Annotated in this window: 12 protein-coding genes; 9 read left to right on the forward strand and 3 right to left on the reverse strand. The window is 68.8% G+C overall.

Annotated features, from left to right (window positions below; all coding sequences use genetic code 11):
• The first annotated feature begins 78 nt into the window (after positions 1-78).
• A complete protein-coding gene (metG, locus tag GFK26_RS33310; protein ID WP_153285727.1) occupies positions 79-2178 on the forward strand; it encodes a methionine--tRNA ligase in 2100 nt (699 codons plus the stop codon).
• 22 nt (positions 2179-2200) lie between these two features.
• On the opposite strand, the gene GFK26_RS33315 is transcribed toward metG, so the two are convergent.
• Positions 2201-2872, reverse strand: coding sequence for a GntR family transcriptional regulator (locus GFK26_RS33315; protein ID WP_153285728.1), 672 nt, complete (start codon positions 2870-2872; stop codon positions 2201-2203).
• Positions 2873-2930: 58 nt separating this feature from the next.
• On the opposite strand from GFK26_RS33315, the gene GFK26_RS33320 reads away from it, so the two are divergent.
• The 4 genes from GFK26_RS33320 to GFK26_RS33335 are packed head-to-tail and all read left to right on the forward strand — an operon-like array spanning position 2931 to position 6110.
• Positions 2931-3686, forward strand: a complete 756-nt coding sequence (locus GFK26_RS33320; protein ID WP_153285729.1) for an enoyl-CoA hydratase/isomerase family protein — start codon at positions 2931-2933, stop codon at positions 3684-3686.
• Between the two features lie 42 nt (positions 3687-3728).
• Entirely contained in the window at positions 3729-4703 is a 975-nt protein-coding gene (locus tag GFK26_RS33325; RefSeq protein WP_153285730.1) for a Bug family tripartite tricarboxylate transporter substrate binding protein, read from the forward strand.
• On the forward strand, positions 4700-5899 hold the full coding sequence (locus GFK26_RS33330; protein WP_153285731.1) for a CaiB/BaiF CoA transferase family protein: 1200 nt from the start codon (positions 4700-4702) through the stop codon (positions 5897-5899). The genes GFK26_RS33325 and GFK26_RS33330 overlap by 4 nt, the downstream gene beginning before the upstream one ends.
• Positions 5886-6110: a hypothetical protein gene (locus GFK26_RS33335; protein WP_153285732.1), complete on the forward strand. Its 225-nt coding sequence runs from the start codon at positions 5886-5888 to the stop codon at positions 6108-6110. Before GFK26_RS33330 ends, GFK26_RS33335 begins: the two co-directional genes overlap by 14 nt.
• 7 nt (positions 6111-6117) lie before the next feature.
• Here the strand turns inward: GFK26_RS33335 and GFK26_RS33340 are convergent, their stop codons facing one another.
• Complete coding sequence (locus GFK26_RS33340) at positions 6118-7830, reverse strand: hydrogenase maturation protein (RefSeq protein ID WP_153285733.1); 1713 nt, start codon at positions 7828-7830, stop codon at positions 6118-6120.
• Positions 7831-7965: 135 nt separating this feature from the next.
• Here GFK26_RS33340 and GFK26_RS33345 point away from each other — a divergent pair, with 135 nt between their 5' ends.
• Entirely contained in the window at positions 7966-9645 is a 1680-nt protein-coding gene (locus GFK26_RS33345; RefSeq protein ID WP_153285734.1) for a SulP family inorganic anion transporter, read from the forward strand.
• A gap of 8 nt (positions 9646-9653) precedes the next feature.
• On the opposite strand, the gene GFK26_RS33350 is transcribed toward GFK26_RS33345, so the two are convergent.
• Positions 9654-10157 (reverse strand): outer membrane protein assembly factor BamE, encoded by a 504-nt coding sequence (locus tag GFK26_RS33350; protein WP_153285735.1) that lies wholly within the window; start codon positions 10155-10157, stop codon positions 9654-9656.
• A gap of 39 nt (positions 10158-10196) precedes the next feature.
• Between GFK26_RS33350 and GFK26_RS33355 the strand changes: the two genes are divergently transcribed.
• The 3 genes from GFK26_RS33355 to nadB all read left to right on the forward strand — a co-directional run bounded on the left by GFK26_RS33355 (position 10197) and on the right by nadB (position 12912).
• Positions 10197-10403 carry a DUF3460 family protein gene (locus tag GFK26_RS33355; RefSeq protein WP_056578352.1) on the forward strand — a complete coding sequence of 69 codons (207 nt, stop codon included), beginning with the start codon at positions 10197-10199 and terminating at the stop codon, positions 10401-10403.
• Between the two features lie 68 nt (positions 10404-10471).
• A complete protein-coding gene (locus tag GFK26_RS33360) occupies positions 10472-11308 on the forward strand; it encodes a segregation and condensation protein A (RefSeq protein ID WP_056578351.1) in 837 nt (278 codons plus the stop codon).
• 20 nt (positions 11309-11328) lie between these two features.
• Positions 11329-12912 carry an L-aspartate oxidase gene (gene nadB, locus GFK26_RS33365; protein ID WP_153285736.1) on the forward strand — a complete coding sequence of 528 codons (1584 nt, stop codon included), beginning with the start codon at positions 11329-11331 and terminating at the stop codon, positions 12910-12912.
• Positions 12913-12964: the final 52 nt, after the last annotated feature.

Consider the following 12964-nt stretch of genomic DNA (forward strand, 5'->3'; position numbering starts at 1 on the left):
CGGGGGCGGGCGCAGGGCGGACGCCGCCACCTAAAATGCCCGGTTCCGTCCGTACCACTCTCGAAAGCGCCCTCCCCGATGTCCGCCCCGCGCAAGCTCTTCGTTACCACCGCCCTGCCGTATGCCAACGGCAAGTTCCACATCGGCCACATGATGGAATATATCCAGGCCGACATCTGGGTGCGGAACCAGCGAATGAATGGCGCCGAGGTCAACTTCGTGTGCGCCGACGACGCGCACGGCGCGGCCATCACCATCGCGGCCGACAAGGCCGGCGTGACGCCGCAGGCCTTCGTGGCCGAGATCGCCGCGGGCCGCAAGCCCTACCTGGACGGCTACCACATCGCCTTCGACAACTGGCACTCGACCGACGCGCCCGAGAACCACCAGCTCGCACAAGACATCTACCGCGACCTGCGCGCCAACGGCCTCATCGAGACCAAGAGCGTCGAGCAGTTCTATGACCCGGCCAAGGGCATGTTCCTGGCCGACCGCTTCATCAAGGGCGAGTGCCCCAACTGCCACGCGAAGGACCAGTACGGCGACAACTGCGAGGTGTGCGGCGCCGTGTATGCGCCCACCGAGCTGATCAACCCGTACTCGGCGCTGTCGGGCGCCAAGCCCGAGCTGCGCAGCTCGGAGCACTTCTTCTTCAAGCTCTCGGACCCGCGCTGCGAGGCCTACCTGAAGGAATGGACCGCCGCCCCCGGCCATGTGCAGTCCGAGGTGCAGAACAAGATCCGCGAGTGGCTCTACAAGGACGACGAAGGCAAGGGCGGCCTGGGCGACTGGGACATCAGCCGCGACGCGCCCTACTTCGGCATCGAGATCCCCGATGCGCCGGGCAAGTACTTCTACGTCTGGCTCGACGCGCCCGTGGGCTACCTGGCCTCGCTGAAGAACCTGCTCGACAAGCGCTGCATCGAGCTGGGCGGCGACGGCATCTCGTACACCGAGTACATGGCCGACCCCGAGCTGGAGCAGGTGCACTTCATCGGCAAGGACATCATCACCTTCCACACGCTGTTCTGGCCCGCGATGCTGCATTTCAGCGGCCGCAAGGCGCCCAACGCCGTGTACGTGCACGGCCACCTGACGGTGAGCGGCGAAAAAATGAGCAAGAGCCGCGGCACCGGCATCGACCCGCTCAAGTACCTGTCGATCGGGCTCGACCCCGAATGGCTGCGCTACTACATCGCCGCCAAGCTCAACGGCCGCAACGAGGACATCGACTTCAACCCCGACGACTTCGTGGCGCGCGTCAACAGCGACCTCGTGGGCAAGTACATCAACATCGCCAGCCGCGCGGCCGGCTTCATCGGCAAGCGCTTCGGCGGCCAGCTGGGCGCGGTGTCGGCCGACGGCGAAACGCTGCTGTCGACGCTGCGCGCTGCAGCCACGCAGGTGCAGTCGCTGTACGACGGCCGCGACTACGCCCGCGCCCTGCGCGAGGTGATGGCGCTGGCCGACAAGGTGAACGAGTACGTCGACCAGAACAAGCCCTGGGAACTGGCCAAGAAGGAAGGCGCCGAGGCGCGCCTGCACGACGTGTGCACGGTCTGCATCGAGGCTTTCCGCCTGCTCACGCTGTACCTGAAGCCGGTGCTGCCGGCGCTGGCCGTGAACGTCGAGGCCTTCCTGAAGATCGCGCCACTCACCTGGGCCGACGCCGCACAGGCCCTGCCGGCCGGCCACGCCATCGGCGACTACAAGCACCTGATGCAGCGTGCCGATGCCAAGGTGGTCGACAAGCTGTTCGACGTGCCCGAAGCCGCAGCAGCAGCCGCGCCTGTCGCCGCGGAAGCACAAGACCTGCCGGGCGGCGAAGCCATCGCGCCGACCATCACGATCGACGACTTCGTGAAGATCGACCTGCGCCTCGCGAAGATCGTGGCCTGCGAGAAGGTCGAGGGCTCGACCAAGCTGCTGCGCCTGACGCTCGACGCGGGCGAAGGCAAGACGCGCAACGTGTTCAGCGGCATCGCCTCGGCCTATCAGCCCGAGCAGCTCGTGGGCAAGCTCACGGTGCTGGTCGCCAACCTGGCGCCGCGCAAGATGAAGTTCGGCATCAGCGAAGGCATGGTGCTGGCCGCCAGCCACGGCGACGAAAAGGCCCACCCGGGCATCCACGTGCTCGAGCCCTGGGCAGGCGCGACGCCGGGCATGCGCGTGCGCTGATCAGTTCAGAAGACGAGAAGAACTAGCCGAACTTGTTGTTCAACACGAGGTCGGCAAACACCTTGCCGCCCACCGAGATGTGGTCGCGCATCGCCTCCGCGGCGTTGTCCGCGTGGCCTTTCAGAATCCACTCGACCACCCGTTCGTGCTCCCGCTGTGAAGCGGCGAGCCGGCCGGGCTTCTCAAACATCCGCCCGCGGTAGGCCGAAATGCGCAGCCGCACGGTCTGCGCCTGTTCCACGATGAAGGGGTTGCCGCTGGCGCGGTAGATCACGTCGTGCAGCGCGGCGTTGGCCTGCTGGTAGGCCTCGGCGTCGTCCGCCTGGGCTTGCGCGGCGGTGCCGGCCAGGGCCTGCAGCAGTTCGTCGCGCAGCACCGGGCCGATGCGCAGCGCCGCCAGCCGCGCCAGCACGCCTTCGAGCTCGCCCAGCGCTTCCATCATCGCCACCAGTTCGTTCGCCCGCAGCTGGCGCACGTAGATGCCAGTGCGCGGAACGATGTCGACCAGCCCGCGCGCACTGAGCAGCAGCAGCGCCTCGCGCACCGGCGTGCGCGAGGTGTTGAAGCTCAGCGCCAGCGCCTTTTCGTCGATGGGCATGCCGGGCGACAGCACGCCGCCCAGGATGTCTTGTTCGAGCCGGGCGCGGATGCGGTCCTGCAGGCTGTGGGTGTCGAGGGTTTTCGCGGGTTGCATGGCGATCTGGATATTAGCTAACCTTACAGATATATCAATTCATCTGTTTGGTACATCAATGTCTCCCACCCTCGCGATCGACGGCCACGTGGCCTACCTGACGCTGCACCGTCCTCAAGCCGCCAACAAGCTCACGCCGGACGACCTGCCCGTGCTGATCCAGCATGTGGACATGGTGAACCGCACGCCCGAGGTGCTGGTGCTGGTCCTGCGCGCCGAGGGCAAGTACTTTTGCAGCGGGTTTGATATATCAGAAGTGGCCAGCCAGAGCCAGACCGAGGGCCGCAGCTTCGGCGAGATGGTCGATGTGGTCGAAAACTGCCGCGCGGTCACCATCGCGGCGGTGCACGGCGGTGTGTACGGCGGCGCGACCGACCTCGTGCTGGCCTGCGACTTCCGCGTGGGTGCCCGCGCCGCCGAGATGTTCATGCCGGCCGCCCGGCTCGGCCTGCACTACTACCAGAGCGGCATGGAGCGCTACGTGTCGCGGCTGGGGCTGGACACGGCCAAGCGCCTGTTCCTCACCGCCGAGAAGCTCGACGGCGCCGCGATGCGCGACTGCGGCTTTCTCACGCAGCTGGTCGACGACGCGGCAGCGCTCGACACCGAGGTGCAGCGCCTGCGCACCGTGCTCGCGGGCATGGCGCCGCTGGCGCTGCTGGGCATGAAGAAGCACCTGAACCAGATCGCGCGCGGCACCGCCGATGCCGCCGCGATCTCGCGCGAGGTGCAGCGCACCGTCGCGTCCGAAGACCTCGCCGAGGGCGGCCGGGCCTGGCGCGAGAAGCGCACACCGGTGTTCCAGGGCCGCTGAACGCGCCCGCCCTCCCCCCACACAAGACTCAGGAGACAACCCATGAAGCAAGAACTGCGAGCCCTCTCGTTCGCGGCCGCCGCGCTGCTGGCCTCGGCCGGCGCGCTGGCCGACACCTACCCGTCACGGCCCATCACGCTGGTGGTGGGCTTCCCCGCCGGCGGCGGCGCCGACACCGTGGCGCGCATCGTGAGCGACAAGATGGCCAAGCTGCTCGGCCAGCCGATCGTCATCGACAACAAGCCGGGCGCCGGTACCACCATCGCGTCGGACCAGGTCGCGCGCGCCGCGCCCGACGGCTACACGCTGCTGCTGGGCAGCGCCAACCTCTACGGCAGCGACAAGCTGCTCTACAAGAGCGTGAAGTACGACGGCGCCAAGAGCTTCGTGCCGATCTCGCGCTGGAGTTCCGCGCCGATGCTGCTCGCGGTCAACAAGGACGTGAGCGCGAAGACCGTGCAGGCGCTGATCGCCGAGGCGCGGCAGAACCCCGGCAAGCTGGCGTACTCGTCGTCGGGCGCCGGCGTGGTCACGCACCTGGCCGGCCTGTCGTTCGAGAAGGCGGCCGGCGTGCAGATGCTGCACGTGCCGTACAAGGGCGGCGCCCCGTCGATCCAGGCCGTGGCCGCGGGCGACGTGCAGCTCACCTTCGGCACGCCGCCCTCGGTGCTGCCGATGGCGCAGGGCCAGAAGCTGCGCGTGCTGGCCGTCACTTCGGGCCAGCGCTCGCCGCTCTTTCCCGATGTGCCCAGCGTGGCCGAAGCCGGCGTGAAGGGCTACGACTACACCTTCTGGTTCGGCCTCTTCGCACCCGCGGGCCTGCCACCGGAGGTGACGCAGAAGCTGTTCGACGCCAGCGTGGCGGCGCTCAACGACCCCGAGGTCAAGGCGCGGCTGGAGAAGTCGGGCAACGAGTCGGCGCCCTCGAAGTCGCTGGCCGAATTCCGCGACTGGGCCCTGGCCGAAGGCGTGAAGTCGAAGGAACTCACTGCGCGCTCCGGCGCGAGCATCGAATGACGCAAGACGCAGCAAAAGCAGGCCCGCTGCAGGGCTTCACCGTCATCGACCTGACCCGCGTGCTCGCGGGCCCGTACTGCACGATGCTGCTCGCCGACCTGGGCGCGCGCGTCATCAAGGTGGAGCAGCCCGGCCTGGGCGACGACGCACGGCAGATCGGCCCCTTCGTCGAGGGCGACTCGGCCTACTTCATGTCGGTCAACCGCAACAAGGAATCGATCGCGCTCGACCTGAAGGCGCCGGCCGACCGCGCGGTCTTCGAACAGTTGCTGGCCACGGCCGACGTGCTGGTCGAGAACTTCCGGCCCGGCACGATGGAAAAGCTGGGCTACGACTGGCCGACGCTGCATGCGCGGTTTCCGAAACTGGTGTTCACCTCGGTCTCCGGCTTCGGCCAGACCGGGCCGTACAGCAAACGCCCCGCCTACGACATGGTGGTGCAGGCGATGGGCGGCATCATGAGCCTCACGGGCCACCCGGGCGCACCGCCGACGCGCGTGGGCGTGTCGATCGGCGACCTCGGCGCCGGGCTGTACGCGGCCATCGGCACGCAGGCTGCGCTGCTGCAGCGCAGTCGCACGGGCCTGGGCGACAGGGTTGATGTGGCGATGCTCGACTGCCAGGTCGCGCTGCTCGAGAACGCGATCTCGCGCATGGAGGCTGAGGGCCGCGCGCCGGGGCCGATCGGTTCGCGGCACCCGTCGATCACGCCCTTCGACGTGTTCCGCGCGGCCGACGGCTGGTTCGTGATCGCGGCGGGCAACGATGCGCTGTTCCAGCGCCTGTGCACCGCGCTCGACCTGCCCGCGCTCGCCGAGGACGCGCGCTTTGCCACCAACGCGGCACGCTGCCAGCACCACGAGGCGCTGAAGCAGTTGCTCGAAGAGCGCCTGTCGACCGCGCCCTGCGCGCACTGGCAGGCGCTGCTGATGCAGCACAACATTCCCACGGGCGACTACAACGACGTGGCGGCGGTGGTGAAAGACCCGCAGGTGCAGGCGCGCGAGATGCTGGTGCAGGTGCGCACGCAGGGCGGCCAGTCGCTCACGGTGGCGGGCAACCCGGTGCATGTCGGCGGGCTGCGCACGCAGGTGCGGCGGCAACCGCCGCGGCTGGACCAGGACCGCGAGGCCATCCTGGCGTCACTGGCCCGATCAAGCGCTGCGGGTGCAGAATCCGCCCATGCAACGCAGTGACCGCCTCCGCCCCCTCGTCCTTTCCGCACTCGGCCTTGCGAGCGCGCTGCTGCTGAGCGGCTGCGCGGTGGTCAGCGTCGCGAGCACCGCCGTGAGCGTGGGCGCCGGCGCGGTCGGCCTCGCCGCCGATGCCGCCATCGGTACCGCGCGCATCACCGGCAAGGTGGTGGGCGCCGCTGCCGACGCGGTGATTCCCGACAGCGAAGACTGACAGCCGTTCAGCGCGGCAGGCCCAGCGCCGCGAGGTGCGCGGGCGTGTGCTGCGCTTTTTCCTTGCGCACGAAGGCCGAACGCAGCGCCGCGTGCGGCTCGGCGGGATCAAAGAAATTGCGCCGCATGTGCGCCAGCTCCTCATCGCGATACGCCTGCAGCGGCTTGATCGCCTCGTCGCGGGCGCGCGCCGCCTGCTTGTCCGCAATGCGCACAGCCAGGTCCGGCGATACCGCCAGTTGCGCGGCCAGCCGGCCGACCTCGTCACCCAGTTCTTCCGGCGCGGCCTGCAGGACGCGCTGCGCCAGGCCCAGCGCCACCGCGCGTCTCGCGCTCACCGGCAGCGCCGACTGCGTGAGCCGCGCGGCCTCGTCGGTGCCCACGCGGCGCGGCAGGCTGTAGGTCCAGTATTCGGAGCCGTGCAGGCCCATCAACGTGTAGTGCGGGTTGAGCACCACGCCGTCGCGGCACCACACCTCGTCCGCCGCGAGCGCGAGCATCACGCCGCCCGCCGCGGCATTGCCGCCCAGCGCGGCCACCGTGAGGCGGTCGGTGGTGGTGAGCACGGCCTCGACCAGGTCGTTCATCGCGTGGATGTTGGCCCACGATTCTTCGGCCGGATCGGCCGCCGCCTCGATCACGTTGAGGTGGATGCCGTTGGAGAAGAAGTCGCGCAGCCCGCCGAGCACCAGCACCGACGTCGGCCGCGTGCAGGCGAAGCGGTAGGCAGTGAGCAGACGCCGGCATTGCGCGGTGCTCATGGCCCCGCCCGCGAACGAGAAGTTCAGCACGCCGACGGGGCCGTGTTCGCTGTAGCGCATGTCTGTCCAGGTGCGACGACTGGCCGGCAGCTCGAGGGGCGCGGGCACCTCGGGCAAGCCCGCCGGCAGCCGCGCACCCAGCGCCTCGACGGCCGGCAGCTTGTAGCTCGGCAGGTCGGAGCCCGGTTCGCGCCACGGCCGCAGCTGGGTGAGCCAGACCGCGCCGTCCACGGTGGCGCGGCAGACGGCGCCGGTGCGGGTGGCGATCAGTTCGCCGGGCGTGCCGCGCAGTTCGTCCTCGGCATGGCCGCCGTGCAGGTACCACGATGCGCCCAGCAGCTCGTCAAGCGCGCCGGGCTGCGAATCGGCCGCGCGCAGGTGCTGCAGCACCGATTCGGTGGTCTGCGTGGCCCAGTCGATGCGGCGCTCGGCCTGCTTCATGAAGGGCCGCCAGCCGGCGGCGAGGTCGGCCGCCTTCTGCCGCTTCGGCTTGTAGGTGCCCGAGGCGAAACGTTCGACAGCGAGCAGCACCGCATCGACGGCGGCATCGGCCACCTCGCCGCGGTACAGGTCGCTCTTGCCGGCCTGCGGCGGCACCTTCAGCGGCGACCAGGCCCAGACATCGCCCGCGTCCATCTCGGCCACGGCTTCGAGCACGGTGACGCCCCAGCTGTCGACGCCGCCCTGCAGCGTCCGGTCGAGCGACGACGGGCCCCGGTCGCCGGGCGGGCCCGGGTGCACGATCAGGCAGGTGTGGGCGCGCCAGACATCCTCGGGAATTGCGGTGGTCAGCATCGGCGCAATGAGCAGCGCGGGCGCGTGCTGGCGCACCGCGTCACGCAGCGCCTCGTCATCGCCGAGCGCCAGCACGATGCCTGCGGTGTGGCCCCGGTCCTGGAGTTCGGCCAGCACGCGCTGCGTGAGGCTGTTGAAGGCGCTCGCGACGAGCAGGATGTGCATTGGGCAACCTTATTGACGTTTGTTTCTAAACGTCAAAAATGTATCTTTCAGCCTCGCCGCCGATAAGCTGACTGAAAGTACTCACCCCCGGGAAATCGCCGGCCCGCCGCGACGGCCGGGCCACAATGACCGCACATGTCATCGCCGCTGAACCTCACCCGCTTTCGCCCCCGCCTGATGGACACGATGGCGGGCTACGACCGGGGGCGGTTCCTGAGGGACCTCGGCGCGGGCGCCACGGTGGGCATCGTGGCGCTGCCGCTGGCCATGGCGTTTGCCATCGCCTCGGGGCTCAAGCCCGAAGCCGGCATCTGGACGGCGATCATCGCGGGCTTCCTGATCTCATTCCTGGGCGGCTCGGCCGTACAGATCGGCGGACCGGCGGGCGCGTTCATCGTGATCGTCTACGGCATCGTCGAGCGCTACGGCGTGGCCAACCTGCTGATCGCCACCGCCTGCGCGGGCGTGCTGCTGTTCATGGCGGGGCTGTTCGGGCTCGGGCGGCTGGTGCGCTTCGTGCCGCTGTCGATCGTGGTGGGCTTCACCAACGGCATCGCGGTGCTGATCCTGCTGTCGCAGCTCAAGGATTTGCTCGGCCTCACGGTGGAGCGCATGCCGGCCGACGTGTTCTCGCAGCTGCACGCGATGGCACTGCGGCTGGACACCTTCAACCCGCACGCCTTCGCGCTCGGGCTGACCTGCGTGCTCGGCCTGCTGGCGTGGTCGCGGCTGTTTCGTGGTGACTCGGCGCTGGCGCGCGCGGTGCAGCGCGTGGGCGGGCGGTGGGTGCAGACGCGCCCGGTGCAGATCGTCGGGCGCATCCCGGGGCCGATCGTCGCGCTGGTGTCGCTCACGCTGGTGTCGTGGGGCTTCGCGCTGCCGGTGGAGACCATCGGCACACGCTTCGGCGGCATTCCCGAGGGCGTACCGGCCTTCGCGCTGCCCGATTTCTCGTGGGAGACGGTCAAGCAGCTGGTGACGCCGACGCTGACCATCGCGCTGCTCGGCGCCATCGAGTCGCTGCTGTGCGCGCGCGTGGCCGACCAGGTCAGCGGCCAGCCGCGCCACGACCCCAACCAGGAGCTGATGGCGCAGGGCATCGCCAACATCGTCACGCCCTTTTTCGGCGGCATGCCGGCCACGGGCACCATCGCGCGCACCGTGACCAACATCCGCTCGGGCGGCAGCTCGCCCATTGCGGGCATCGTGCATGCGGTCACGCTGCTGCTCGTGGTGCTGCTGGCGGCGCCGCTGGCGCGCCACGTGCCGCTCGCGGTGCTGGCGGGCATCCTGGTGTTCGTCGGGCTGAACATGGGCGAATGGCGCGAGTTCACGCCCGGCCAGCTGCGCCACTTCAGCCGCCATTACCGGCTGCTGATGCTCGGCACCTTCTTCCTCACGGTGGTGTTCGACCTCACGGTGGCGGTGCAAGTGGGCATCGTGCTGGCGTGCGCGCTTTTCATCCGGCGCATGAGCGGGCTGTTCAGCGTCGAACTCGTGACCTTGCAGCCGCCGGTGCTCACCTACCGGCTGTACGGCGCCATGTTCTTCGGCGCGGCGGCCAAGCTCGACGAAGCAGTGAACGCCGCGGAGCGCGCACCGCGCGGCATGACGGTGGTGCTCGACGCCACGCACCTGATCTACATCGATGCCACCGGCGTCGACGCGCTGCGGCAGCTGCACCGGGCGGTACTGGCGCGCGACGGGCTGCTCCGCATCGAGTCGCTGCAGCCGCAGCCGCTCGAGGTGCTGGAGCGTTCAGGCTTTGCCGAGGAATTGACGACGGGCCAGCCCGGCGCGTCGCACGGCGCCTGACCGCTGCGTTACGGCGCTTCGGTGCCCCGGTCGGGCGACGAGCCGCTGCGCACCACGCGCTGGTCGTCGTTCAGCGTGGCAGTGAAGACCATCGCCGAGCTGGGCGGCTGCACCCAGCGCCATTCCCATTCGGTCTCGCGCTTGAGCGCATAGGGCGTGACCTTGGCGGGCTTGCCGAGCAGCTTGCGCAGGTCTTCCATCATCATGCCGGGCTGCACCTTGGCGAAGTTCTCGGGCGTGAGCACCTGGCGCAGCGCGCTCATCTTGCCGTCGGCGCCGATGGTGATCATGTAATTCTTCTGACCCTGCGGCTGGCGGTTGAACTCCAGGACGCGGCCGTTGGGCACGTCCCAGACGTTCTCGGGTTCGCCGAAGCGCGCGCGCACGTCGGCTTCGGTCGAGACGCCTTCTTCGAGCTCGCTGATGCGCTGCGGATCGCAGCCCGCGAGCCCGATGAGTACTGCCAGCAGTCCTGTCATGAGGCCGATCCGGGCCTTCTGGAATCGTTGCATGCGGTCCCCGGTAAAATTCGAGCGATAAAGGTCCAGTCTATGTCTATCTTCCGTCGCCCCCACTACACCTCCGAGATCACGAACTTCATCGAGGAGATGAAGGAAAAGAAGCCGACGCTGGAAGCCGAACAGCGCGCCGGCCGCGCCCTGCTCTGGGACAAGCACCTCGACCGCAGCCTGCTCGAGGAGTACAGCGAAGCCCGCGTGCCGATGCAGCCGTACGTCTACCAGACCCAACCCAAGTGAATGGTGCCCACCCGGCATCCCGCCGCCCCGCGTGCGCGCACAGCTATTAAGTTAATAGCAACCGCCTCATGAGCGCAGACGAGGACAACGGCACGATCGTGGCCAGCATGCCCGAGGTCGTCGACCAGGTCGCCCTGGCCCGGCTCTACGGCGAGCCGCTGTTCGCGATGCCGAAAGACCTGTACATCCCGCCCGAGGCGCTGCAGGTTTTTCTGGAGGCCTTCGAGGGCCCGCTCGACCTGTTGCTGTACCTGATCCGCAAGCAGAACTTCAACATCCTCGACATCCCGATGGCGGGACTCACGCGGCAGTACCTGAGCTACGTCGACGAGATCCGCCAGACCAACCTCGAACTCGCGGCCGAATATTTGTTGATGGCCGCGATGCTGATCGAGATCAAGTCGCGCATGCTGCTGCCGCCCAAGAAGGTGGCCGACGGCGAAGAGGCTGAAGACCCGCGCGCCGAGCTGGTTCGCCGGCTCATGGAGTACGAGCAGACCAAGCTGCAGGCCGCCGCCATCAGCGCGCTGCCGACCTACGGGCGCGACTTCTGGAAGGCGCAGGTCTACATCGAGCAGTCGATCAAGCCGCGCTTTCCCGACGTCGACGTGGTCGAACTGCGCGATGCGTGGGCCGACATCATGAAGCGCGCCAAGCTCGTGCAGCACCACAAGATCTCGCGCGAAGAGCTCAACGTGCGCGAGCACATGAGCATCGTGCTGCGCCACCTGCAGGGCCAGCGTTTCGTCGAGTTCGAAAAGCTCTTCGACGTCTCGCGCGGCGTGCCCGTGCTGATCGTCACCTTCATCGCGATGCTCGAGCTCGCGAAAGAGACGCTGATCGACATCACGCAGGCCGAGGCCTTCGCCCCTATTTACGTCCGACTGGCCTATTCGCCCGCCTGACCCAACCGGTTTCCACGCCTGTGACTTCTGCCGTACGTGACTTCGACGTCCTCATCGTCGGCAGCGGCCTCGCCGGCCTCTCCGCCGCGCTGCACCTGGCCCCCACGCACCGCGTGGCCGTGCTCACCAAGCGCGCGCTGAACGACGGCTCCAGCGCCTGGGCGCAGGGCGGCATCGCGGCTGTGCTGGCGGCGGGCGACAGCTTCGACGCCCACGTGGAAGACACGCTGGTCGCCGGCGCCGGCCTGTGCGACCCCGAAGCCACGCGCTTCGTGGTCGAGGGCGCGCCGCAGGCCATCGGCTGGCTGCGCGAACTGGGCGTGCCCTTTTCGGAAGAAGGCGGCGACCTGCACCTCACGCGCGAAGGCGGCCACAGCCAGCGCCGCATCGTGCACGTGACCGACGCCACCGGCGCAGCCGTGCAGCAGGTGCTGATCGAGCGGGTACGCCGCACACCCAACATCACGCTGTTCGAGCACCACACGCTGGTCGACCTGGTCACCGGCCCCAAGCTCGGCCTGGCCGATCCGTCGTGCCAGGGCCTGTACGCGCTGGACGACGAGACCGACGAGGTGCTGGCCTTCCGCGCGCCGCACACCATCCTGGCGACCGGCGGCGCGGGCAAGGTGTACCTGTACACCACCAACCCCGACACCGCCACCGGCGACGGCATTGCCGCCGCTTGGCGCGCGGGCTGCCGGGTGTCGAACCTGGAGTTCATCCAGTTCCACCCGACCTGCCTGTACCACCCGCACGCCAAGTCGTTCCTGATCAGCGAGGCGGTGCGCGGCGAAGGCGGCCTGCTGAAATTGCCCGACGGCACGCGCTTCATGCCAACGCATGACGAACGCGCCGAACTCGCACCGCGCGACGTGGTGGCCCGCGCCATCGACTTCGAGATGAAGAAGCACGGGCTCGACTGCGTCTACCTCGACATCTCGCACCAGCCGCCCGCGTTCCTGAAAGAACACTTCCCCAACATCCTGGCGCGCTGCCTCGAATTGGGCATCGACATCACGCGCGAGCCGATTCCCGTCGTGCCCGCCGCGCACTACACCTGCGGCGGCGTGCTCAGCGACCTGGCCGGCCGCACCGACATCCCGGGCCTGTACGCCATCGGCGAAACCGCCTGCACCGGCCTGCATGGCGCCAACCGGCTGGCCAGCAACTCGCTGGTCGAGTGCATGGTGTTCGCGCGCGCCGCGGCCGACGCCATTGCGCAGGCGCCGTCGCGCGAACGCGCCGCGCTGCCCGCCTGGGACGAAAGCCGCGTCACCGACGCCGACGAAGCCGTGGTCATCTCTCATAACTGGGACGAGCTGCGCCGCTTCATGTGGGACTACGTCGGCATCGTGCGCACCAACAAGCGCCTGGAGCGCGCGAGCCACCGCATCGCGCTGCTCCAAGCCGAGATCCAGGAGTTCTACGCGAACTTCCACGTCACGCGCGACCTGCTCGAACTGCGCAACCTGGTGCAGGTGGCCGAGCTGATCGTGCGTTCCGCGCAGGCCCGCCACGAGAGCCGTGGCCTGCATTTCAGTCGCGATTACCCTTCGCTGGCCGAGCCCACCGCACCCACCGTGCTGGTGCCGCCGGTCGACTGAGCCCACCCTTCGTCACCTTTCGATCACCCTCAGGATGCCCGGCCACCGACGC

Source organism: Variovorax paradoxus, assembly GCF_009498455.1.
Taxonomy (GTDB): Bacteria; Pseudomonadota; Gammaproteobacteria; order Burkholderiales; family Burkholderiaceae_C; genus Variovorax; species Variovorax paradoxus_H.